Here is a 24,296-nt window from a genome sequence, read left to right on the forward strand (position 1 = left end):
CATAAACGGGAGACGCAACGCATGATCATCGGGCTGGATGTCGGCGGAACCCATACCGACGTTGTCTTACTGGACAAGGATGGCCTGATCAAAGACATCAAGGTCCCCACCGACGAAACCAACCTGTTTCAGACCGTTCTCTCCGGCATCGAACAGATATCAAAAAATATCAAGCCCAAGGCCATTGAACGGATCGTCCTCAGCACCACCCTCACCACCAACGCCATTGTCCAGGGCCTGACCCCGGATTTCGGCATGATCGTTCTGTCCGGACCGGGCATCGACCCGGAAGCCTTTCGCACCCACGAGCACTACTACCCCATCCGCGGCGCACTGGACCACCGGGGCCGGGAGACCGAGCCCATTGACATGGAGCAGTTGAAATATGTCACGCGCAAGCTGAAAAGCGCCGGTATTCGTCACGTGGGCGTGGTGGGCAAATTTTCCGCGCGCAACCCGATCCACGAGCAAAAGGTGCGGGACGCGCTGAGAAAATCGTTTCGCAAGGTATTTCTGGGCCACTGGATATCGGGCAGCCTCAACTTTCCCCGGCGCATCGCCACCACCTTTTTAAACGCCTCGGTCTATCCCCTTCACAAGAAATTTTTCGAGGCCGTTCAAAAATCGCTGGACAGCAAGGGTCTGCGCATACCGATTCACGTCCTCAAGGCCGACGGCGGCACCATGAGCCTGGAGTCTTCCATGAACTTTCCCGGCCAGACCATTCTGTCCGGCCCGGCAGCCAGCATCATGGGCGCCATTCCCTTTTGCGAAAAAGGCGAAGAGGTCATTGTCCTGGATATCGGCGGCACCACCACCGACATCGGCGTGGTGTTAAACCAGGTGCCGGTGCTCGAGCCGGTGGGCATTGAACTGGCCGGCCACAAAACCCTGATCCGGGCGCTGAAAACCACCTCCGTGGGCCTGGGCGGCGACAGCGTGCTGGCCCTTGCCGACGGGCTCCTGAAAATCGGGCCTGGCCGCCGGGGCCGGGCCATGGCCTTTGGCGGACCGGAACCCACACCCACGGACGCGCTGCGGATTCTCGACAGAATCGCCACCGGGGACCAGCAGAAGTCCCTGGCCGGCATGCAGGAGCTGGCGGCCCGCATGGAAATGCCGGTAGTCCAGGCCGCTGAACATATCTACCAGCACTTTTGCGGCGAGGTGATCCGCCACGCCATGGCCCTTGTGGACGAAATCAACAGCAAGCCCCTTTACACGGTGCGGGAATACCTGGAAGGCCACACGGTCAGGCCCAACAAGATCCTGGTCCTGGGCGGCCCGGCCCCCTGCTTTGCCAGGGAGCTGGAGCTGCTTTCAGGCATTCCCACCATGGTTGTTCCCAAGTGGGGTGTGGCCAATGCCATGGGCGCCGCCTTTGCCCGCACCACCAGCGAGGTCACCCTGTTTGCCGACACCCAGCGGGGGATTCTCACCGCGCCGGAGGAAAACTTCTTTGACAAAATCACCAGCTCCTTTTCCCGGGAAGATGCCGTCAAAAAAACGCTGGCTCTTCTCAAGAAAAAGGCCCTGGGCAGAGGGGCCTCCGAGGCCGACCTGGAGATGGAGGTGGTGGAAAACCTCCAGTTCAACATGGTGCGCGGCTTTTCCGCAGCCGGCAGAAACATCCGCATCAAGGCCCAGGTGGTGCCCGGCCTGATCAGCGGGTATGACGTGATCGCCAGAAAACTGACGGCCGAAATGGCCATGCAAGCCGAGGCAGGCAACGTATGCTGAAAGCCAAACGAAAAACCGGACTGGTCTTTTTCCCGGCCTTTGACTGGGCCATTGATCCCACCCACCCGGAACGGGAGGAGCGGCTGCTCTACACCCAGGACCAGGCACTGGAAGAAGGGCTCTTTGACATTGACGGCCTGGTGGAGTTCAAGTCCGACGTGGTCACCGAGGCGGACGTGAGCCGGGTTCACTTCTGTGTACCCACCGTGGCCGCGGTAATGACCGAGTCCCACTTTATCAGCGCGGGCAGCGCCAAGCGCATCGGCGTCGCCGTCATGAACAAGGAGATCGTAAACGGGTTCGCACTGGTGCGGCCTCCCGGCCACCACGCCAAACGGGTGGTGCACGGGGCCAGAGGCTTCTGCAACGTCAACATCGAAGCCATCATGATCGAATACCTGCGAACCTTCCACAAGGTAAAAAAGGTGGCCATCGTTGACACCGACTGCCACCACGGCGACGGCACCCAGGACATCTACTGGCACGATCCGGACACCCTGTTTATCTCCATTCACCAGGACGGCCGCACACTGTATCCGGGGTCGGGGTTTCCCGAAGAGATGGGCGGGCCCAATGCCGCGGGCCGCACGTTGAACATTCCCCTGCCCCCCCGGACCTCGGAAGACGGGTTTCTCCATATTATCGAAAACGTGGTGCTGCCCGTACTCAAGGATTTTAAGCCCGACATCATCGTCAACTCCGCCGGTCAGGACAACCACTACTCCGACCCGCTTACCGACATGAACTTTTCGGCCCAGGGGTATGCCCGGCTCACCGAGCTGCTGAAGCCGGACATTGCCGTGCTCGAGGGCGGCTATTCCATTGAAGGGGCCCTGCCCTATGTCAACGTGGGCATCATCCTGGCCATGGCCGGTGTGGATTACAGCAAGGTCAAAGAGCCGGGATACGATCCCGAGGCCATTCGCCAGTCCGCCAACGTGACCGCCCAGATTGAGCGCATCGGCAACGCCGTGCTGGAGCTGTGGCAACAGCGGGACAGCCTCACCGAACAGCGCCAGGCCGGCAAGGAGTTTGAGGAGCGGACCAGCCGCATCTTCTACGACACCGACGGCATCTACGAAACCCAGCACGAAACCATCCGTATCTGCAGGGAGTGCGGCGGCGCCCTGCGCATCGACTCCTCCTCGGACCGGGGCAACCGCATTCTGGCGGTTCACATTCCGCTTTTCGCCTGCGACGCCTGTAAAGCCACCGGCCACCAGTGGTACGACGAGGCCGATGTCTCCCAGTACCGCAAGGTCTTTCTGCAGAATCGGCCCGATGACGCGTACCTTGAGAAGAAGGCCTAGCCCGAAGCTTTCATGTCCTTCCACCACCACTTAAAAACCCGGGCACTTGTCATCAACGCGGTGCGCCGGTTTTTTCTCGACCGTGACTACCTCGAAGTGGATACCCCGGTGCGCCTGCCCTCCCTTCTGCCCGAAGCCCACATCGATCCCGTGGCATCAGAAACCTGGTTTCTGCAGACCTCGCCGGAGCAGTGCATGAAGCGGCTGCTTTCAGCCGGCCACCAGCGCATCTTTCAGATATGCAAAACCTTTCGTAAAGCTGAACGGGGCAAAAAGCACCTGCCCGAGTTTTCCATGCTGGAATGGTACCGGGCCGGGGCCGATTATTTTGACCTGATGGCCGAAACAGAAGCACTGGTTCGATTTGTGGCCGAACAACTCGGCACGGGCAACTCCCTTTTCTACCAGGGCGCCGCCATCGACCTCTCCCCGGACTGGCCGGCCATGACCGTGGCCCAGGCCTTTGAGCGGTACACCGACCAGACCATGGAACAGGCCGTAAAAACAGGGGCCTTTGACGAGCGAATCGGCTGTGACATCGAGCCAGAACTCGGCCTGGACCGGCCCGTGTTTCTGTATGACTATCCGGCCGCAACCGGCGCCGCCTTTGCCCGGCAAAAAGCCGCGGACCCGACTGTGGTGGAGCGGTTTGAGCTCTATATCGGGGGCCTGGAACTGTGCAATGGGTTCTCGGAACTCACCGGCGCCGCTGCTTACGAAGAACGGTTTCAACAGGAAGAATCCCGCCGAACCGGCCGGGGCCTTGCCCCCCTGCCCCGGCCGAAACAGTTTCTTTCCGACATGGATCGCATGCCCGACGCAGCGGGCAACGCTCTGGGCATCGACCGTCTGGTCATGCTTTTCTGCGACGCCACCACCATCGATGATGTGGTGGCGTTTCCCCCGGAGATGCTGTAACCTGGTTTTTTACACAGAAGCCCTTCTGGAAAAAAGATAAACCGGCGGCAACACCTTTCCAAATCGGGATCGGGATCGATTTTGTCCGGTTGCAACAACAGTCGTTTGCATTGTGTTTGTAGTGACGCCGTCAGGCGTTTACCGACCGGGCATGTTCGATGCCCTTACGGGCACACTACAAACAAGGGGGCGCCCGCGCTGTGCGTCATTGCGAGAAGCGGAGCGACGAAGCAATCCTGCCCGCGTCATGTGTTATTACCCGGCTTGCCTGTCGGGCCGCAGCCCGCAGGGCGAAGGTCGAACCGGGTGATCCAGGATAAAATTGACCTGTTTCCGCATCCGTCATTGCCCAACTTGATTGGGCAATCCAGAATAAAATTGATTTAAATACCTTTTTGCTTTTCCGTGTACTTTTCTTGGCGGCAAGAAAAGTACGTTGCCGCACTGGGGTGCGGCGCTCCCGGCGTGCAAGACCCGCTTTTCTTTGTGGGAGTACGGCATACCGGTGCGGCTTGTTTTTTATCGGGTGGCACGGCCAAGCTGCATCCGCCGTCACCGGAGGCTATGACGGACAGGGGACTGGCCTTTTTTCTTTCCCTCCTCTTGAATCCATAGTAAAAAGAGTCTGCTGCATAAAAAAATGATCCGCACGTAACCGCCGAAACAATTTCTTTCCAAACCACAGGGAGGTGACATTGAGCACTTTTGTTCTGGTTCATGGTTCATGGCACGGGGCCTGGTGCTGGTACAGATTGATACCCCTTCTGGAAGCGGCCGGCCATCGGGTAATTGCGCCGGACCTGTCGGGTTTTGGTCGCGACAAAACCCCCATCGCCGAGATAGGTCCGGACACGTGGGCACGGGATATCGGCCGGATTCTTGACGCCGCGCCGGAGCCGGTCCTTCTGGTCGGTCACAGCCGGGGGGGCATGGTAATCAGCCAGGCGGCCGAGGCAAGGCCCGACAAGGTGCGGGCACTGATCTATCTCTGCGCGTTTCTGCTGCGCGACGGCCAGTCGGTACTGGATGTTCTGCTGGCCGATTTGACGTCAGACGTCACCTGCAACGTGGAGATCAACGAGGCCGGCGGATATGCCACCCTTCCGGAAACCGCTGTTCAGCAGGCCTTTTACGGTGATTGCGGCGACGCGGACGTGGCCCTGGCCCGGCTTCTGCTTCAGCCCGAACCCATGGCCCCGGTCATCGTGCCGATTCATGTCACTTCGAAAAACTTCGGCCAGGCCCCTCGGGTATACATTGAGTGCCTGCGGGACAGGGCCATAACGCCGGAAGCACAGAAACGGATGTACAGCGCCACCCCATGTGATACCATCATCACCATGGACACGAGCCACTCTCCGTTTTTTTCAGCGCCTGAAGCACTGGCGCGTCACCTGATATCGATCTGATCCCGGGATACGGCGGAGGTGCCGGAACGTTCGGTCGCAAGCCGTGATTCGGCTTTATACTGCCGAACGCGGTAACGCCCTTCTTCGTTGACACGGCCAACCAAAAGTATTACTATTTCCGGTAATACGTATTACCGGAGGCAAATTATGAGAGTCACCATAAAAGGCCAGGTTACCATTCCCCGGCATATTCGCAAAAAACTGGGCATCACCCCGGCATCGGAGGTTGATTTTGTCGAGGAAAAAGGCCGTGTCTTTCTGGTAAAGCAAAAAGAAGAAAAAATCGCGGACCGAACGTTTGCAAAACTGCGCGGGATTGCCACGGTTAAAATGACGACCGACCAAATCATGGCCCTGACAAGGTCTGACAAATGAAGGGGCTTCTGGTCGACTCCAATGTGGTTCTGGATGTCTTTCTTGATGATCCCGAATGGGCGGACTGGTCTGAATCCACACTGGCAGCTTATTGCGCCCGCACAGCCCTTTATATCAACCCGATAATTTATACGGAAGTCTCGATCGGGTTTAAAAAAATCGAGGAAGTGGAGTCAGCACTTCACAAAGGCGGATTTCGAATGCTGGAAATTCCCAGAGAAGCCCTGTTCCTGGCAGGAAAAGCGTATCTCAAATACAGAAAGGCCAGAGGGACCAGAAAGGCTCCACTGCCCGACTTTTATATAGGCGCCCAGGCCGCGGTGCTTGACCTGGATTTGATCACACGGGATGCAGGCCGGTACAGGACCTATTTCCCCGGCATCCGAATCATCTGCCCGGAGTGATTTTAGGGCTTTGTCAGAAAATTAACCGCATGTTTCATGAAATATTTCGACATTAATCAATATTCGCGTAAAGGACAAATCATTATGAGCAGTGTTTTTTTTAAAAGTGTTCGGCTTTGGATATGGTCCTGTTTTGCCGCCATGTTCTTTTTTGCAGTTACACCGGCGCAGGTGTCCGCTACGGATGCGGCCCAACAGGAGGTCCGGGATACGGTGGTGGCGAGCATGGAAGCCGTGTGGACCGGGAAGGCTTTTGCGCCTGACCTGGCCCAAAAACAGCAAAAAATGAGAAGCATGCTTGATAAGGGCCTTTTAACCAAAGCCGAACTTGAATCGATTGTAGAGCAGACGATTCCCATCCTGATGAACCGGCACATCACATCCAGGTACTATTTGCAGGAAATCTCCGGAAGGATTGACGGGCTTTTTGGTTCTCATTTAACATGGGAAGAGATTAAAAAACGGGTCTGGAAAGAGATGGCGTCCATTGTCAAGGACGGCGACCAGATGGTTTTCAAGGTCGGCACCCTTGCCCCCAAAGGCACGCCCTGGCTGAACGTGCCGGAAAAGATGCTGATTCCCCGCATGGAAGAATTAAGCGACGGAAAGATCACGCTGAAGCTTTACGGCGGGGGCATCATGGGAGAAGATTATGATATTTTAAGAAAAATCGACATCGGCCAGCTCGACGTCTGCGGGGCCACAACCCTGGGCATGCTGGCCGCCTCCCCGGAAACCGCGGTGTTCATGCTGCCGGGGCTGTTCAACAACTATGAAGAGATCGACTACATATACAAAAAGTTTCGGAAACGCATAGACGCGGGCTTTGAAGAAAGAGGGTATATCCTGGCGGCCCTTATCGACACCGGACACTTTCACATCTACTCAAAAAACCGGATAGACAGCCTTGCGGACCTTAGAAAACAGAAGGTTATCAGCTGCTGGGGGACGGTTGAAAGCACCATATACAATGAACTCGGTATCAACCCCATACCCGTGGTAGTGCCGGAAGTCATGTCGGCCTTGAGCACGGGGCTGGCCGACACCACCCTGGCCCCCGCCGCCTGGATGCTCGGCATGCAGGCATATCAATACGCCGGTTACTATATCACCCCACCGCTGCTCTTTTCACCGGCTGTTGTTATCCTCGGCGTCCGGGCCGTGGAAAGAATACAGCGGCACTTTGAAGCGTCGGACACCTTTACCCGCAATGTTCAGGAGCTGCTCGTGTTTGAGGTTGGCCTGTTTGAAGGGGCTTGGAGAGACCAGATCAGGACCTACGACGAGCGGGCACTGAATGCCTTTAAAACCAAAACCGGCATGAAAGCCGTGACCCTCTCCGCCGCAGACCAGGCAGCCATCGCCCAGGCGGGCCTGCGGGTCAGAAAAAAACTAGCCGGCACCATCTTTTCCGAGGATCTCATGAATGACGTGCTTGGCGCCCTTGAGGAATTCCGGGCGAACCAGGCGAAACCCTGAAAAGCAAGAGGCCATGCTTCGAGGCGGCGTCATTGCGAGGCGTAGACGACGAAGCAATCTATTCGCATCCGGACAAGATTGCTTTGCGGCCCTGTCCCGCCTTGGCGGGATCGCAATGACGTTTAAAACAAACACGGGCAGGCTGTCGCCTGGCCCGTGGCACCCGACAAAGACCGGTCGTTTGATACCGTTTTGCCGAATGCCCTTACGGGCACACTACAAACCTTGATGTTTTCCCCCGGCCCGTCTCCACAATGATGACCCCCTTCACATGTCACTACCCGATTTGCCGCATTTTGAATTTCGATTTCGATTTCGATACCGATACCGATACCGATACCGATACCGATAGCGATAGCGATTTCTATTTGGATTGGCCTAAATCAAGGGTTGACACAGGGACAAAACGGCAAACCCGTCAATGATGTAGAGCATCCAGTGGACCTCTTTTCCCTTGCCCAGCACCAGCTTGATCAGGGTGTAGATCAGAAAGCTCCAGATAACGCCCTGGGTGATGCTGTAGGTCATGGGAATCAGCACCACCGCCAGAAAGGCGGGGATGGCCTCCTCCAAATTCTTCCAGTTGATCTGCATCAGGGGCTGGGCCATGAAGACCCCCACCAGCACCAGCACCGGCGCGGTGGCCACCTCCGGAATAAAAGAGAGCAGGGGGGAAAGAAACATAAAGGGCAGGAACAGCAGGCCGGCCACCACGGCGGTGAGGCCGGTGCGCCCTCCCTCTTCAATTCCGGCCGCCGACTCCACGTAAACCGTTCCCGAAGATGAGCCGAAAAGGCCGGAGATGGTGGTGGACCCCGCGTCCACCAGCAGGGCCCTGCCCATGTTGGAAGGGGTACCGTCTTTTTCCACCAGGCCGGCCACATGGGAGATACCCACAAACGAGGCAATAGAGTCAAACAGATCTACAAACAGAAAAGCAAATACCGGCATGATCATGCCCAGGGTCAGAGCGCCGGCAATGTCAAGCTTGAGAAAAACCTCCAGGCTGGGCCAGGCAAAAACCTTTTCCGGCAGCGTCACAATGGGGCTGTCCAGCCATCCGGCACCGGGCCCTGCCAGGGATACGGCCAGGGCCAGGAGCGATGTGATAAAAATACCGAGAATCAACGCGCCGGGCACTTTTTTAAGCATCAGGGCCGAGGTGATCACCAGCCCGGCCACAAACAGTAAGGTGACCGCGTTCATGGGGCCAAAGGTGATCAATGTAGCCGGGCTGGCCACGATAAAGCCCGCGCTCTGAAAGCCGATAAGGGCCAGAAACACCCCGATGCCCGCGGCCAGGCCGAAACGAAGGGGGGGCGGAATGGCCTTGACGATCTCGGTTCGCACGCCGGTCAGCGACAGCACCATAAAAAGAACGCCGGACACAAAAACCGCGCCCAGAGCGGTCTGCCAGTCAATGCCCATGCCGAGGACCAAGCTGAAGGTGAAAAAGGCGTTGATGCCCATGCCCGGGGCCAGGCCGTAAGGCAGGTTGGCGTAAAGCCCCATGGCAATGGAGCTGATCGCGCACACCAGCACCGTGGCAAACAGCACTCCGGAAAAGGGCATGCCCGACTTGGAGAGAATACCGGGATTGACCACGATGATGTAAGCCATCATCAGAAAGGTAGTGATGCCGGCCCGAATCTCGGTGCCGGCTGTGGTGTTTCTTTCCGCGAATTTAAAAAACGCGTTTATATTCATGGTGCCTCCCCCCGTCAATTGTGCGGCCCGCCCCCCGGCCAGGACATAAAAAAAGGCAGGGGAAAAGACGATGCTTTTCCCCTGCCTTCTGCTTGTAAGAATTTTTACGGGCCGGTGTTACTTGGCCGTCTTGGGATGGCACTGGGTGCAGGACACAGGGGCCGGACCCTTTCGGGCGTCACCGACTTTTTCCTTGTTGTATGTCTCATGGCACCCCTGGCAGTTCTCATGAATGGCGCCGTAGTGATACTCGAGTTCCGCCTTTTTCTTGTCCGCCGGAGAGAGGCCGGCCAGGGCCTTTCTGTCAGGCATGCCGGTCTTGGTATGGCACTCCAGGCAGGGTTGTACATCGTCGCCCAGCTTCAACTTCAGGGGAGCGCCCTTGTCGTCATGATGACACTCGCCGCAGTCAAGCTTGTACTCCTCATTGTGCTTCTTGTGGGTAAACATGATAATGCCCTTGGTGTGCTTCTCGTAGGCACTCTTGTTTTCCATCTTGATCACATCGTCAACCTTTGTGCCGGCAAGGGCCAGGCTGACCGCGCACAGAAACGACACCACCACCGCCGCCACTGTCAATACCTTGGTCTTGTTCTGCATGATCTTACTCCTTTCCTTATTTATATTTAAAGAGGTTATTATCATTTTCGGAAAGGATATTTATATCAAAAGCACCGGCCGTTTGTCAAACAGAAAACAGGCAGGCAGCAACCCGGCTCAGGCGTCTTTTTCCTCTTTTCCCGCACTTTCAGCGCCCTGCTCGGGCTCGACCTTTTTCCCGAACACGCGGGCGCCCACAATGCTCAACTCGTAAAGGGCCATCAACGGAATGGCCAGCAGTATCTGGCTGATCACGTCCGGCGGCGTCAGAATGGCGGCGCCCACAAAAAAGAGCAGAAGGGCATACTTTCTGTTTTTCTTTAAAAAGTCGGGGGTGACAAAACCGAACCGGGCAAAACAGGTAAGCACCAGGGGCAGTTCAAAGGCCAGGCCGAATGCCAGCAGCAGCTTGGCCGAAAAGCCCAGGTATTCTTTCATGGAGGGCAGGGCTTGAATGTTGTCCGTGGCAAAGCCGAGAAAAAACTTGAACCCCAGGGGGAACACCAGAAAATAGGCGAACAGGGCGCCGGCGGCAAAAAAAATCAGGGAGATCAGCACCACGGGCAGGACCAGGGTCCGTTCTTTCCTGTAAAGGCCCGGGGCCACAAACATCCAGAACTGGTAAAAAATCACAGGCAGGGCCAGAATAATGCCGGCCAGCAGCGACACCTTGAGATAGGTAAAAAAAGCCTCGGGCAGGCCGGTGAAAATCATCTGGCCTTTGTCGCCCATCACCGCCACCAGGGGCCGGATCAGCACCGCAAAAAGCTTCTCCTTAAAGGCGTAAGAAATCGCAAACCCCACGCCGATGGCGATGGCACACCGTATCAGGCGTTTTCGCAGCTCCTCCAGGTGTTCGGTAAGGGGAACCTGTTTCTCATCGTCACTCATCGGCGCCCTCTTTGCGCGTATCGTTCACCGTCGCGGACGGGCCTGTTTCCTCCGGCGGAGCCGGTGCGTCGGCCGGCTCGGCATTTCCGGCAGGGGCGCCGGCCGGTGACGGCGCCGCGTCAACCGGGTCGGCCTCCCGAACCGCCTCCTTCCAGGTGTCGGCCACGGACTGTTTGATATCCTTGAGCTCCTTGACATCCTCCTCCACGTTCATGGTGTCCTTGAACTCCCTGGCCGCTTTCTTGAACTCGCCCATGGCCCTGCCCAGGGAGCGGGCCAGGTCGGGCAGCTTCTTGGGGCCGATGACGATCAGGGCCACCACCAGGATCAGAAGAAACTCCGGCATGCCGATGCCAAACATGAAAAAACTCCTTATTAATGATTCAATCGACCTTCAGGTTGCTAGGCCTTGAAATGGCCGCTTTTACCGCCCAGCTTTTCCATCAGGCGAATATCGGAGACCACCATTCCCCTGTCATAGGACTTGCACATGTCGTAAATGGTCAATGCGGCAATGGCCGCCGCCGTCATGGCCTCGATTTCAACCCCGGTTTTACCAAATGTGCGGACCTCGGCGATAATTTCAATGGCACTGCCCGCCATATCCGGCACAAAATCGATGCCGGCATAGGTCACATTTATGGGATGGCACAGGGGAATCAGATCCCGCGTTTTCTTGGCCGCCATGATGCCGGCGATTCTTGCCGCCTCCAGCACATTGCCCTTTTTAACACTGCCGCCGATGATCTTTTCCAGTGTATCGGGCTTCATTTTAATCACGCCCGTGGCCAAAGCCTTTCGGTTGGTGTTCTTCTTGTCGGAAACATCCACCATCCGGACATTGCCGCTGGCGTCAATATGGGTAAACTCCTCGCTCATCTTTACATCCCTTCTGTTTGTTTTGTTTTAACGGGCGGCGTTCGCTTACGCCTTTTCTTCGGCCTTGGTCACCACCGTGGATTTCACCTCGTCCAGCAGGGAGCGCATGGCGTCAAACACGTTGCCCCGCACATCGCCGGCCACCACCATCAGCATGATATCGTCACCCACGGCCAGCCGCCGGCCCTCTGCAATCTCCACCGCCACCTCGATAATGCCGGGCATGCGCCGGTGTTTCTCGATCACCCGGGCCAGTTTTTCATGGTCCACCGTAGGGGTCAGGCCGGAAACCCGGGTCTTGCCGTCGGCGGCGGTTTCGCGAACCACGCCGTTGTGACATAAGACCATGCCGGCCTTTGCAAAATCCGGGTGGCGCTTTACCCTGTTGACCATTTTCGCCAGGTCCATTGTGTTCTCCCTGCGGCAACCACCGGGGGCCGCCCATGATTGTCCCGCATTCTATCCATACGGTGTTAAAATCAGGATATCCGGCCGGCCTTTATCGCGGCCTCCGCCTTTTCAAGCTCCTCTTTTGTATTGATGTTCCAGAAGGAAACCAGGTCCGGGTCCACTGCCCGCAGCCGCTTTTCCGAAATCGTCCGCACCCGCAGCTTGTTGTAAACGGCCTTGATCACCATTCGCCCCTGGTGCAGGTGCCGCTCGATCACCTCCAGGCACCGCCTGGAATAGACCGCGCACAGGGGTTCCATACCCTCTTTTTTTTCCGGCACCACCACGTCGATATGGTCCTCAATGCCCCCTATAATGGTCTTGATAACCGCCTGTTTCAAAAAGGGGGTGTCACAGGCGGAGATAAAGGCGTATTCGTGGCCGGCGCTCATCAGGCCAGCGTGAATGCCCACCAGAGACCCCCGGAAATCAAACAGATCCGTGGCCAGCACCGCGTTCCACCCGAGATAGTCCAGAGGCGTGTTGGCGACGATCACCATGTCGTCACAAACGCTTTTCACCGTATCATGTACGCGGTCGATCATTGTCCGGCCATCCAGCATGCGAAAGGCCTTGTTGCCGCCCCCGAACCGCCGGCTCTCGCCGCCTGCCAGAATGATGCCCGTCACCGCATCCATGATGCCTCTTGCCTGTACACGACCATCCGTTATTCGCCTTAAATACCGCCAAGCCTTCTTTATATCACCTGACCCTTGAATCATGCAACCCGAAAGCCCGGCACAGTATCGTCCATCATTACAGGCGGCTGCACTTTTTTATTGATCCGCCCCCGCCTTGCACTTATAATACACAAATAAAACAACTCATGAATATATATACGCTTAGTATGACCGGGCTGTATATCTGCACGTTTCCTGAAGTGTCCGGACGTAAAAAACAAACAAAAGACAGGACAGCATTATGTACAATCATGCCACAACAGGCACGGCAGGAAACCGTGTTGCAAAAAAACAGCCGGTAGGACTGCGCAAAAGCAAGCGCTTTGTGGTGAAAAACGCCGGCATTCACATGCACAGACCAGGATTGTTGAAATTCCTTACAAAACCCCCCGGCCAGGTGTCTCTCGTCAACCTCAGCAACAGCGGTCTTCAGCTGATGGTGACCCAACTGCTGAAAACCGGGGCCCGCTACCAGATTCGCCTTTCCGTGCCCGGAGCCCGCAATCCGCTGGACATACGCGCCGCCGTGGTCTGGTGCAGAATACACAAAACCTTTTTCAACAGGACCTATTACCGGGCCGGGTTCCGGTTTGCCGACATCAGCCATGAAGCGGCCCACCGCATAAAGAAGCTCGAAGCCGCCTTCTGAGCCATCCACTTCGAAAAAACCGTTTGCGCGTCCGCAACGCCTGGAATCCGCGCCCCGCACTTCAATATTGTACGGGGCCGGGTTTCATGGTATGCAGGCGATACGAAGCATGCACCCCCTTCGATTGTGGAGCCGACCATGAATGACAGACAACGACTGATCGAACTGATACGGCAGCGAGCCTACCGCCGCACTGAAACACCGGAAATCACCCTGGCCTCGGGCAAGAAGAGCTGCTTCTACTTCAACCTGAAAAAGGTCATCTGTTCGTCGGAAGGCCAGTACCTTTCCGGCCGGTTGGTCTACGACAAAATAATGGCGCTGGGACTTGCGCCGGACGGCGTCGGCGGGCTGACCATGGGGGCTGACCCCATCTCCTATGCCACGGCCTATACCTTTCACCTCAACCACGGGGCTGTCGAGGCCTTTTCCATCCGCAAGGAGCCCAAGGACCACGGCGCCGGCCTTCAGATCGAAGGCAACATCGGCCAGGGCGCCCGGGTGATCATCACCGAAGACGTGGTTACCACCGGCGGCTCCACCATCAAGGCCATCACCATTGCCCGGGCCCACGGCCTCCAGGTAATGGGCGTCATCGCCCTGCTGGACCGGTGCGAAGAAAACGGCAGACAGAACATCGAGGCACAGGGCGTTCCCATGCACGCCATTCTGTCCATCGCCGATTTCAAGTAATCTACTGACTTAAGACCTGCCGCTCCCCAGGCTGTTGCCGCTTGACGAAACCGGCAAAACAGCGCACAATCGGTCTGCCCTGAACACGATAACCCCCATGCCAGAACTGCCCCATGTTCAGAATACGACGCATATACGACGACGCGGCCCCGGCCAACCGGACAGCCATCGCAACGGTCCAGCAAATTCTGCGGGACCGGTTCCCCCTGCTCCACCCCGACGAGGTGGACCATCTTCTGGAAAAACTGAAAAACCCGTTAAAATACCGCTTCCGGTCCATCCTGTTCGTGGCGGATGTCAAGCGGGCCATACGGGGGTTTGCCCTGCTGATGCACGCGCCGGACCTGAACTTCTGTTTCCTGGATTTCATCTCCACGGCCCAGCATCAGGCCGGCCGGGGGCTGGGCAACGCCCTCTACGACAGAATCCGGGAAGAAGCGGCCCGACTGGGGTGCCGGGGCCTTTTTTTTGAATGTCTCCCTGACGATCCGGCCCTGTGTACCGATCCCGAAGTTCTCAAACAGAACGCCCGCCGTCTCAAGTTTTACGAAGCCTGGGGGGCACGGCCCCTTGCCAACACCCGTTATGAAACACCGGTCCGGAAGAATGATGACAACCCGCCCTTTCTGGTGATCGACACCCTGGGCCGGGACACCACCTTTGCCAGAAAGGAGACGCGGGCCATTGTGCGGGCCATTCTGGAACGCAAGTACCCGGACGTGTGTGACCGAAAATATGTCCGCATGGTGGTCGGCTCCATCACCGACGACCCGGTACGGCTCCGGCCCTTCCGGTATGCAAAAAAGAAAACTGTTGAGCCGGTGAAAAAAGCCCTGCCCGAAGACCAGCGCATCGGCCTTGTCTATAGCGCCAACCACCAGATCCACCATGTGCGGGAGCGGGGCTACGTGGAGTCGCCGGTGCGCGTAAAAAGCATTCTCAAGCACCTGGAACGGTCCGACCTGTTTTCCGTGCTGCCGGTGCGCCACTTTGCCGATGACCATATCACCGCCGTTCATGACAAACACTTTGTCCGGTATCTTCAGGCCGCCTGCGCATCCGTGCCGGAAAACGAGTCCATCTATCCTTACGTGTTTCCCATCCGCAACAGCACCCGGCCTCCGAAGTCCCTTCCCATGCGGGCCGGGTACTACTGCATCGACACCTTCACCCCGCTGAACCGGAGCGCTTATGCCGCGGCCCGTCATGCCGTGGACTGCGTGCTGACCGGGGCCGACGACCTGCTGGAGGGCCGATACCTGGCCTATGCATTGGTGCGGCCCCCCGGCCACCACGCCGAAACCAGCATGTTCGGGGGGTTCTGCTATTTCAACTCCGCGGCCATCGCTGCCCACTACCTGAGCCGCCACGGCCGGGTGGCGATTTTGGACATTGACTATCACCACGGCAACGGCCAGCAGGAAATCTTTTACCGACGCGCCGATATCTTTACCCTCTCCATTCACGGCCATCCCCGCTTCACCTACCCCTTTTTCAGCGGATTTGCCGAGGAGACCGGAGAGGCGGGGGGCAAGGGCTTCAACCTCAACCTGCCCCTGCCGGAAAACAGCACCGCCGCTACCTATCTTCAGGCCATAAAACGCGCGTTAAATCGCCTGCGGGCCTTTGCCCCCCAGTTTGTAGTGGTGGCCCTGGGATTTGACACGGCCAAGGGGGACCCCACCGGCACCTGGCCCCTGGACGCGGCCGACTATGAAGAGATCGGCGATTTGATCGGCAGCCTTCCCCACGCCACTCTTTTTGTGCAGGAAGGGGGATACAACACCCGAACCCTGGGGAAAAACGCGGCCCGCTTTTTTGCGGGCATATGGAAAGGATCATTCACATAGCCTTCCGGCCCGGCACTCCACCACGCCGGAAGGCAGGCCCGGATCGTCGACCGGCTGGGCCAGGCCGAAGACCACCCCGTGGTTTGGTATCATAATCAAACGGGTTCGATACCGATTTCGATTTATAAAAGGACCGCCATGAAAACGATAACAAAAACCCTGACCCTGCTTGTCTTTTTGCTGTCCGCCGCAACCCTTTACGCAGAGGAGCCCCGGGTCCGGCCGGACACCTGGGCCCGGCCGATCATCAACACCGACCTGAAAAACTGGCACCGGGTGGATGACAAGGTCTATCGCTCGGCTCAGCCCAATGCCGAGGAGATGAACGCCGTTGAGTCCTTCGGCATTGAAGAGGTTCTGAATTTGCGCAACCTTTTTTCTGATGATGACGAGGCCGAAGGCACCGGCCTGGTGCTCCACCGGATACCGTCGTCAGCCGGCAGGATGACCCGGGAACAGGTGACCGAAGCCCTTAAAATTATAAATGATGCCAAAGGCCCCATCCTGGTCCACTGCTGGCACGGGGCCGACCGCACCGGCGCGGTAGTCGCCGCCTGGCGCATGGCGGCCCACGGCTGGTCCGCGGAGGCGGCCATCGATGAAATGGTCAACGGCGGGTTCAACTTTCATGCCACCTACGACAACCTGATCACCCTGCTTAAAGGACTGGATGTGGAACAGGTACGACGCGACGCCGGGCTGCCGGCCCGGCCGTAAAACCCTTTCCAACCGCCCGTAAATGGGATACTCTTTTTACAACCGGAGGGCGGTTGCATGGAGCACTTGTTCAACATTCTTGTTTTTGCCGCAAGCTTTGCCGTCATTGCCCTGGCGTCAAAGCAGATCGGCCACTACCTGGTGCGCACCTCCCTGCCCCTGATCACCGGGTTTCTGCTCACCGGCATCCTGGCAGGCCCCCACGGCCTGAACCTGATCTCCGCGTCCGCCGTTTCCGGCCTGGGCTTTGTCGATGAAATCGCGCTGGCCTTCATTGCCTTTGCCGCGGGCAACGAGCTTTACATCAAAGACCTGAAAAACCGGATTAAAAGCATTCAGTGGATGACGGTGTGTCTGGTTGTCGCCACCCTTGGCATCTGCGGCACCGCCATTTTTTTCCTGGCCAACCAAATTCCGCTGCTGGGAGCCCTGTCTGTGCCGGGCCGCGTGGCGGTGTCCCTGCTCGGGGCCTCTATTCTCGTGGCCCTTTCCCCTTCAGCGACCATGGCCGTAATCAACGAACTCCGGGCCAAGGGGCCCTTCACCCAGACCGTGCTGGGCGTGACCATGATCGCGGACGTGGTGGTGATCACCCTGTTTGCCATCAGCCTGTCGATGACCAGCGGGCTGTTGACCGGCATGGGAATCAATATCGGCTTTATCGGCATCCTGCTTCTTGAAATGTCTCTTTCCCTGGTTTTTGGGTACCTGCTGGGCAGGCTCTTCATGGGCATTCTCCGGCTACCGGCAGGCAGGCCGGTCAAGGCCGGGGCCATCCTGATGTCCGGTTACGGGATATATGCCCTTGCCGGGGCCATCCGCGCCCTCTCTCAGTCTTACCTGCCTTTCAGCATCATTGTTGAACCCCTGCTGATCTGCATGATCGGCGGGTTTGTGGTGTCCAACTACGGCCAGGGCCGAATGGAGTTTTCAGACATTCTCCAGGAACTCGGGCCGGCGGTGTACATCGCCTTTTTCACACTTACCGGGGCATCCCTTCCCCTGGATGTGCTGGCCCGGACCTGGCAGATCGCCCTGGTGCTGGTGGTGGTACGGTTCGGCGCCGTGGTGGTCGGCGCCGTGGCCGGCGGCGTGGCGGCACGGGAGCCGGCGGCCTACAACCGGGTGGGATGGATGGCCTACATCACCCAGGCCGGGGTGAGCCTGGGCCTGGCCAAGGCGGTGGTGGTGGAATTTCCGGAATGGGGCGGGCCTTTTGCCACCATTCTCATTGCCGTGGTGGTGTTCAACCAGATTCTTGGGCCCCCGCTGTTAAAGCAGGCCATCCTTCTGCTGCAGGAGGCCCATCCCAAGGGAGAAGCCCCGGTCCACGCCGGCCCGCGGGAGGCCATCATCTTCGGCCTGGAACCCCAGGCCCTGGCCCTGGCCCGGCTGCTGGCATCCAATGACTGGCAGGTGAGAATCACCGTTCTGGGAGGATGCGCGGACACCTCCAGGAACATGGGTGTTAAAATCTGTCATATTCCCAGCCTGACCCTGAACGCCCTTGAACAGATGGATGCCGGCCGGGCCGAAGCCATTGTCACCCTGCTTTCCGATGAAGAAAACCTTCGCGTCTGCGAACTGGCCTACGAACACTTCGGCACGCCCAACCTGGTGGTACGGCTCAATGACCGGGCCAACATCAACCGGTTCCAGGACCTGGGGGCACTGATCGTGGACCCGGGAACGGCCATGGTCAACCTGCTGGACCAGTTTGTGCGCTCGCCCTCGGCCGCCTCCCTGCTGCTGGGCATGGAGGAAAACCAGAGCGTGGTGGAGCTGGAGGTGAGAAACCCGAACCTGCACGGTATTGCCCTGCGGGACCTGCGCCTGCCCATCAGCACCCTGATTCTATCCATTCGCCGCCATGGCCAGGTGCTGGTGTCCCATGGGCATACCCGGCTGGAGGTGGGGGATACCGTCACCCTGGTGGGCACGCCGGAAAGCCTGAAGGAGGTGGAGCTGAAGTTTGACGTGAACCGGGAACACGCCCTGGCCCATCTGGTAGAAAGAATAACACCCCGGGCGCTGGTTTCCGATTCCCTGGCCACCGAGGTAAGAGAGATGGTGCGGACCGGCCCGGAAGCCCCGGATGCAAACCGGCCCATGGACCGGTTTGACCGGTTTATCGAGGAGGGCCTGGTGCTGGACCTGGACCGCCGGGTAGGCGTGGAAGAACTGTTCAGACAAATCGCCGATGCCCTGGCACCACGGCTGGCCACACCGCCGGACCGTCTTTACGCGTTGCTGGTGGCCCGGGAAAAGGAGAGCAGCACCGCCATCACCCAGGGCCTTGCCATCCCCCACATCGTCATTGACGGATCCCGCACCTTTGCCATCCTGCTGGCCCGGTGCCGCCAGGGGGTGCGTTTTTCCGACGCCGCGCCCATGGTGCATGCCGTGTTTGTGCTGGCCGGCACCAGGGACGAACGAAACTTTCACCTGCAGGCCCTCTCCGCCATTGCCCAGATCGTTCAGAACCCCAACTTTGAACGGCTGTGGCTGCGGGCCAAAAACGCCCAGGCCCTGCGAGAAGTGGTGCTGCGGGCCGAGCGGAAACGGCAGGGATAACGCCCACCCTGGTGGCGCCCCTCCCCCCCTTTTTTGCGGAAAAAGCCTGTTTTACGACACCTGCTCTGCTTTCTGGAAGGTGCGGATATCATCCAGCACCCCCACCACCACGATCCGGTCCCCGGGATTCAGGGGGGTGTCCGGATCCGGAATGATGTCCGGCCGGCCTTTTCGTTTGATCAGAATTATCTCCAGGTTGTACTGGTTCCGGAAAGCAAGATCCTTCAGGCTCTTTCCCATGAAACTCTCAGGCAGCGGCAGTTCGGTGAGCCGATACCCTTCACCCAGAGAAACGCCTTCGGTAATGTCCTTGTATTTTTTCCGGGTCACCACGGCCAGGGCCAGCTCCCGTTTCTTGATTTCGGAGTTGTACAGGGAAATCACGTCCTGTACCGATACCATGCCAAGGTATTTTTTCTCCCGGGCGTTGTTTACGATGGGCACTTCTTCCACCAGCCGGTGGTTGTTGATTTCCATAACATTGTGCAACGTCCCCTTGCGGGTCAGGAACACCGGTGGCGCGGCAATGTCCTTTGCAATGACCAGGTCGGCCAGAAAATCCCGTTGGTAAAAAACGGTTTTCAATCCGCCAAGGGTCAACGTGCCCCGCAGCAGGCCATCTTCATTCACCATCGGGAAAACGTTCTGCGTGCTGGTCAATACCTGGTCAATGATCGGTCGCAGGGGCATGTTTTCCGGGAACACGAGACCCTGCCGCATGACCCTTTCCACGCCGATCTCCTTGAGAATACTCTCCTCCTTGCCCTCGGTGAGCCGAATGCCCTTGAGCTGGAGCTTCTGGGTATAGATGGATTCACTCTTGACCATGGAGGCCACCAGGGTGCTGATGATGCAGGAAAACATCAGCGGCGGAATAATGTGATAGTCCTGTGTCAGTTCAAAAATAATGATAATGGCGGTAATCGGGGCCTGGGTGGTGGCCGCCACCACCGCGCCCATTCCCACCAGCGCGTAAGTGCCGGAAGTGGCGGCCTGGGGAAACAGCTGGTGCGTCACGGTGCCCACGACCCCGCCCACTGAAGCGCCGATGAACAGGGACGGGGCGAACACACCGCCCGACCCGCCGGATGCCAGGGTAATGGACGTCGCCATGATTTTCATGAACACCATGGCCACCAGCATCCATAGCGGCCAGGCGCCGTGCAGAGCGCCATTGATGCTGTCATACCCCACACCGTACATGTGGGGAAAGGCCAGGCAGATAATGGCCACAAGAACGCCCCCGGTAAAGGGCTTCAGATATTCGGGAAACCGCCAGTTATCATAGGCGTGTTCCATCCGGTACAACACCACGATAAACAGAACGGCCACCAGTCCGGCCACCGCCCCCAGCACGGTATAGGGTATCAGCTCCCACGGGGTGTTCAGCGCATAGGGCGGCACGGAAAAGGCCACCAGGTTGCCTTCCAGGCCGCGGGCGACAATAGTGGAAATCACCGAGCTGATGATGATGGGACTTAAGGCCGCCACCCCGAAATCACCGAGAATGATTTCCACGGCAAACAGGGCGCCGGCAATGGGCGCGTTAAAGGCGGCGGCAATGCCGCCGGCGGCGCCACAGGCCACCAGCGTGGCGGTATCCCGCTTTTCCAGGTTAAACCGCTGGGCAATTGTGGACCCCAGGGAAGAGCCGATCTGGACAATGGGGCCTTCCCGGCCCACCGACCCGCCGGAACCGATGGTAATGGCCGACGCCAGGGCCTTTACAAAGGCAACCCGTTTTCGAATGCGACCGTCCCGAAGGAGAACCGCCAGCATCACTTCAGGCACCCCGTGGCCCTTGGCTTCCTTGGCCAGAAAGTAGATCAGTGGGCCCACAATAAGGCCACCCAGCATGGGAGCGGCCAACCGCCTTGCAACAGACACCTGCGTCACGGATTCCAGAAAGTTGCCGTACACCCCGAAAAAGAGCAGGGTGCCGTACTTGATCATAAGCCGGATGGCCACCGCGCCGAGCCCTGAACAAACCCCCACAACGAGAGCCAGAAGGATCAGGTTCAGGTGGCGATTGGTCAGCGGAGACCGAAGCCGGATACCCATATCAGGCCGTGTGCGTCCGGTTATGCCAACCGGCCGGGTGGCGACGGCCTTCCAGCCGTCCTGTTGTTTGGGAAAGACCGCCCGTATCGGCGGTAGAAGGGGAGAAATGAATATAAGCACTTGCTTTCATGGAATTTATATCTAGCAGGGCCGGTCCGGCGTGTCAATGCTTTTCTCCAGACGCCGACATGCTGCAACCGGGCACCCGCATCCTCTGCTCAACAACAGGCCGATTGCTTCCACATTGAAAAAGGGGTCAAGGATTCGAGGGATCAAGTGGCCGAGGGCCTGTTATTAAAAGATGTATCAGGACTCTGCCCCCGTTTTTCTTGCTGCTCTGTTGTTATTCCAAAGAAAAATGAATTATTGGTGAACACTGTCCGGATTTCATCCCATCAACCGAACGTTCATGTGCTTATAAGGCCCTTGGTTTATTGTGTTGTACTTGACCCCTGGACCCCTCGAATCCTTGAACCCTTGAACCCTAAAACAAAAAGCCCTTTCCCGGTAAAGTTAAACAACACCGGAAAAGGGCTTTTGTAAACGACTTGTACCGCTCGTAACTACACCTCAAGCCACGAGTCGGAATAGAGGGAGTGGCCCAGAATGACCTTGGCGGTCTTGACATAATCCACCATCTCCTGGGTGGAAGCGTCCGGCTCTTCCCCATCCATGACCGCATGCACCACCTCGACGATGTCGGGACGGTTGCCCTTGGCGATATCGGTCAGTTTCTCGTCCAGGGGATCGGAAATAACCGAGTACATGCCATAGCGCTCCAGCATGATCATGTAGGTCTGGTTCAAAATGGGCCGCAGATGGGAGGGCGGTCCATTGGAAACGTTGGACAGACCGCAGGTGCTTTTAGAGCCCGGCGCGATGTCGGCCAGCATCATCTGGAAATTGAGCAGGCTCATCAACTGGTCCTGCTGGGTGTTGACCGGTGTCACAATACCGTCAAACCAGAGCCGCTCATTCTCAATGCCGGCTTCGTTGGCGGCATACATCAGCTCAACCGCCAGGGCTGCCCGCTCATTCTCGTCCCTGGGCAGGCCTTCCGGCCCCCACAGCAGGGCGATAAAATCAGCGTTGTGCTCCGCGGCCAGGGGAATCATCTTCTCATACCGCTCGGGCCGGGCCATGATGGAGTTGATCAGCACCGGCTTCTCCGTCGGCTTGTACACCTTCAGCGCCGCCGCAATGGCGTCGATGTTGGAGGTGTCCAGAACCAGAGGCAGATCCGACACCACCTCCTGAACGGTCTGCACCACCCAGGGCATCAGCTCATGGCCGTCCTTCTTGGCAGGGCCCAGGTTGATGTCGATGTAATCCATGCCTTTGGCCTTCTGGTCCAGGGCCTCTTCCTGAATCGGCTTGGGGTCGCGCTCCTTGAACGCCTTGCCGATCTTCTTTGAAATAACGTTTAAACTTTCACCAATGAGAATCATATTCGGTTCCCCTTATTTGTTATGTTGATGTTGGCGCCGGCCCACCGCGGCCCGGCCGACCTCCTCTATTTTCTGGCTTTCAGAAATCCGGGGATATGGGGCGCTTCCCTGGGGCCGACGGTAATGGTCCAGCCCGGCAGTTCTTCCTCGATTTCGCCGGCAATGGCCGCCGCGTAACCGGGAATGATCAGCTCCGTGTGTTTTACCTTATCCATGATCCCGCATTTCTTGACAAAAGCACCCACGTCATCGCCCGCAAACTTGCCGGCGGCCCAGGCGGTGAGTACGGACAGGCCTTCAGAGTCCTTGATCAGCAGCCAAGAGGGCACCTTGCTGTTTTCGATTTCACCGGAAACAATAAAGTAGGTCAGGGCAAAGTTGGTGGTTACCAGCACCGGAGAGTTCTCGTCAGGATTGCCGATCTCGTAGATGCCCTCGGTAACGGTCATGGGCCGCTGCGGGTCGGTAAAGATGTTGAGCCGCTCCAGCAGCAGCGGGAACACGGTCTCGCCCACGAAATCGGAAAGCACGACGATGCTGCCGTACTTGGCGATATGCATGGCCGCGATCATGGTCTCCACTTCCGGGTTGGATGCCATCTCGCAGGGAAAAGCAATGGTGGGAAAACCAAGGGCCTTGTTGCCGGCCTTCAGGGCCGCGCGGCGAATGGCCACCATGTCTTCAAGGGACTTCTTGGGTTCCCGTGAACCGGGATCCATAACGATGTCCTTGAGGCCCATACCGGTAAGCTTCTGGGTCAGGCCCGTCAGGGCGTCGATGGAGTCTGCCTTCACGCCCAGGGGAAGTCCGGCGTCCACGGCCAGCTTGCCCATGGCGTCGATATTGTCCGCGGTGGCGCCGTACAGCAGGGGCCGCTTAGAACCGCAGGCATCCACACCGGCCTTCATGGTATCAGGGTTTTCGGTCATCAGGATGACGTTGAACTCGGAGGTCTCGGCTACCGTCTTGGCCGTCTCGGCAAAGGCCTTGGCATCGCCGGTATCCTTGATCGCCACCATCTCAGGCCGCAGGTTCAGACCCACCCGCTCATACTGAATAGCGTTCCACGCCTTGAGCTTGGACTCGAGATCCTTTTTCTTGATGTCGCCGTTGATGCAGGCGGCCAGTACCGTGGGGCTGTAAAAAGTTTTTTCGTGACGGTACATCACTGTCTCGCCGCCGGCCACGCATGCCCGGACACCCTTGCCCAGCTTGACGGGCCGAATGGGGGGGGCCGACGCCTCGGCCAGCTTTTCCCGTGCCTCATCCGATACATACGGACAGCTGTCCAGCTCCGCTTTCCCGGATGCCAGGTTCATGGCAAAGGCAAGGCACGTCGGAGAGCCGCACTCCTTGCAGTTGGTCTGCGGCAGGAGTTTGAAAATCTGAATTCCGGTTAATGCCATTTCTATCTCCTTATATTTCCAAAGTTTTAATAAAACTCAATCTCGTAGGAAAAGGG

General features: G+C 58.0%; 22 protein-coding genes. 12 read left to right on the top strand and 10 right to left on the bottom strand.

Annotation, left to right across the window (positions count from 1 at the left end):
• The first annotated feature begins 21 nt into the window (after positions 1–21).
• From DOLE_RS16270 to dctP, 7 genes are all read left to right on the top strand, one after another.
• Positions 22–1,740 (top strand): hydantoinase/oxoprolinase family protein, encoded by a 1,719-nt coding sequence (locus tag DOLE_RS16270; protein WP_012176575.1) that lies wholly within the window; start codon positions 22–24, stop codon positions 1,738–1,740.
• Positions 1,734–3,050, top strand: a complete 1,317-nt coding sequence (locus tag DOLE_RS16275; RefSeq protein WP_012176576.1) for a histone deacetylase family protein — start codon at positions 1,734–1,736, stop codon at positions 3,048–3,050. The genes DOLE_RS16270 and DOLE_RS16275 overlap by 7 nt, the downstream gene beginning before the upstream one ends.
• 12 nt (positions 3,051–3,062) lie before the next feature.
• Positions 3,063–3,968: an EF-P lysine aminoacylase EpmA gene (gene epmA, locus DOLE_RS16280; protein WP_012176577.1), complete on the top strand. Its 906-nt coding sequence runs from the start codon at positions 3,063–3,065 to the stop codon at positions 3,966–3,968.
• A 695-nt stretch (positions 3,969–4,663) separates the two neighbouring features.
• Positions 4,664–5,377, top strand: coding sequence for an alpha/beta fold hydrolase (locus DOLE_RS16285; RefSeq protein WP_012176578.1), 714 nt, complete (start codon positions 4,664–4,666; stop codon positions 5,375–5,377).
• 147 nt (positions 5,378–5,524) lie between these two features.
• Entirely contained in the window at positions 5,525–5,752 is a 228-nt protein-coding gene (locus tag DOLE_RS16290) for an AbrB/MazE/SpoVT family DNA-binding domain-containing protein (RefSeq protein WP_012176579.1), read from the top strand.
• Positions 5,749–6,156 (top strand): type II toxin-antitoxin system VapC family toxin, encoded by a 408-nt coding sequence (locus DOLE_RS16295; protein ID WP_012176580.1) that lies wholly within the window; start codon positions 5,749–5,751, stop codon positions 6,154–6,156. The genes DOLE_RS16290 and DOLE_RS16295 overlap by 4 nt, the downstream gene beginning before the upstream one ends.
• Before the next feature lie 84 nt (positions 6,157–6,240).
• The gene (dctP, locus tag DOLE_RS16300; RefSeq protein WP_012176581.1) at positions 6,241–7,635 is read left to right on the top strand and encodes a TRAP transporter substrate-binding protein DctP; all 1,395 of its coding nucleotides are present in this window, start codon (positions 6,241–6,243) and stop codon (positions 7,633–7,635) included.
• A 378-nt stretch (positions 7,636–8,013) separates the two neighbouring features.
• On the opposite strand, the gene DOLE_RS16305 is transcribed toward dctP, so the two are convergent.
• The 7 genes from DOLE_RS16305 to mobA all read right to left on the bottom strand — a co-directional run bounded on the left by DOLE_RS16305 (position 8,014) and on the right by mobA (position 12,800).
• A complete protein-coding gene (locus tag DOLE_RS16305; protein ID WP_012176582.1) occupies positions 8,014–9,342 on the bottom strand; it encodes an NCS2 family permease in 1,329 nt (442 codons plus the stop codon).
• 117 nt (positions 9,343–9,459) lie between these two features.
• Positions 9,460–9,942: a cytochrome c3 family protein gene (locus DOLE_RS16310; RefSeq protein WP_012176583.1), complete on the bottom strand. Its 483-nt coding sequence runs from the start codon at positions 9,940–9,942 to the stop codon at positions 9,460–9,462.
• Positions 9,943–10,059: 117 nt separating this feature from the next.
• Entirely contained in the window at positions 10,060–10,833 is a 774-nt protein-coding gene (gene tatC / locus DOLE_RS16315) for a twin-arginine translocase subunit TatC (protein WP_012176584.1), read from the bottom strand.
• Positions 10,826–11,194, bottom strand: a complete 369-nt coding sequence (gene tatB / locus DOLE_RS16320; protein ID WP_012176585.1) for a Sec-independent protein translocase protein TatB — start codon at positions 11,192–11,194, stop codon at positions 10,826–10,828. The genes tatC and tatB overlap by 8 nt, the downstream gene beginning before the upstream one ends.
• A gap of 41 nt (positions 11,195–11,235) precedes the next feature.
• The gene (moaC, locus tag DOLE_RS16325; protein WP_012176586.1) at positions 11,236–11,712 is read right to left on the bottom strand and encodes a cyclic pyranopterin monophosphate synthase MoaC; all 477 of its coding nucleotides are present in this window, start codon (positions 11,710–11,712) and stop codon (positions 11,236–11,238) included.
• A 45-nt stretch (positions 11,713–11,757) separates the two neighbouring features.
• Entirely contained in the window at positions 11,758–12,120 is a 363-nt protein-coding gene (locus tag DOLE_RS16330; RefSeq protein WP_012176587.1) for a molybdenum cofactor biosynthesis protein MoaE, read from the bottom strand.
• 71 nt (positions 12,121–12,191) lie between these two features.
• Positions 12,192–12,800, bottom strand: a complete 609-nt coding sequence (gene mobA / locus DOLE_RS16335) for a molybdenum cofactor guanylyltransferase (protein WP_012176588.1) — start codon at positions 12,798–12,800, stop codon at positions 12,192–12,194.
• A 283-nt stretch (positions 12,801–13,083) separates the two neighbouring features.
• On the opposite strand from mobA, the gene DOLE_RS16340 reads away from it, so the two are divergent.
• From DOLE_RS16340 to DOLE_RS16360, 5 genes are all read left to right on the top strand, one after another.
• The gene (locus DOLE_RS16340) at positions 13,084–13,491 is read left to right on the top strand and encodes a PilZ domain-containing protein (protein ID WP_012176589.1); all 408 of its coding nucleotides are present in this window, start codon (positions 13,084–13,086) and stop codon (positions 13,489–13,491) included.
• Between the two features lie 138 nt (positions 13,492–13,629).
• A complete protein-coding gene (gene pyrE, locus DOLE_RS16345) occupies positions 13,630–14,184 on the top strand; it encodes an orotate phosphoribosyltransferase (protein ID WP_012176590.1) in 555 nt (184 codons plus the stop codon).
• Positions 14,185–14,297: 113 nt separating this feature from the next.
• The gene (locus DOLE_RS16350; RefSeq protein WP_012176591.1) at positions 14,298–16,034 is read left to right on the top strand and encodes a histone deacetylase family protein; all 1,737 of its coding nucleotides are present in this window, start codon (positions 14,298–14,300) and stop codon (positions 16,032–16,034) included.
• A gap of 138 nt (positions 16,035–16,172) precedes the next feature.
• On the top strand, positions 16,173–16,751 hold the full coding sequence (locus tag DOLE_RS16355) for a phosphatase domain-containing putative toxin (protein ID WP_012176592.1): 579 nt from the start codon (positions 16,173–16,175) through the stop codon (positions 16,749–16,751).
• 57 nt (positions 16,752–16,808) lie between these two features.
• Positions 16,809–19,325 (top strand): PTS sugar transporter subunit IIA, encoded by a 2,517-nt coding sequence (locus DOLE_RS16360; RefSeq protein WP_012176593.1) that lies wholly within the window; start codon positions 16,809–16,811, stop codon positions 19,323–19,325.
• 51 nt (positions 19,326–19,376) lie between these two features.
• Here the strand turns inward: DOLE_RS16360 and DOLE_RS16365 are convergent, their stop codons facing one another.
• The 3 genes from DOLE_RS16365 to acsC all read right to left on the bottom strand — a co-directional run bounded on the left by DOLE_RS16365 (position 19,377) and on the right by acsC (position 24,240).
• Entirely contained in the window at positions 19,377–21,386 is a 2,010-nt protein-coding gene (locus tag DOLE_RS16365; protein WP_012176594.1) for a chloride channel protein, read from the bottom strand.
• 563 nt (positions 21,387–21,949) lie between these two features.
• Positions 21,950–22,834 carry a dihydropteroate synthase gene (locus DOLE_RS16370; protein WP_012176595.1) on the bottom strand — a complete coding sequence of 295 codons (885 nt, stop codon included), beginning with the start codon at positions 22,832–22,834 and terminating at the stop codon, positions 21,950–21,952.
• Between the two features lie 65 nt (positions 22,835–22,899).
• The gene (gene acsC, locus DOLE_RS16375) at positions 22,900–24,240 is read right to left on the bottom strand and encodes an acetyl-CoA decarbonylase/synthase complex subunit gamma (RefSeq protein ID WP_012176596.1); all 1,341 of its coding nucleotides are present in this window, start codon (positions 24,238–24,240) and stop codon (positions 22,900–22,902) included.
• Between the last annotated feature and the right edge of the window lie 56 nt (positions 24,241–24,296).

Origin of the sequence: Desulfosudis oleivorans Hxd3 (assembly GCF_000018405.1) — a bacterium.
GTDB lineage: Bacteria > Desulfobacterota > Desulfobacteria > Desulfobacterales > Desulfosudaceae > Desulfosudis > Desulfosudis oleivorans.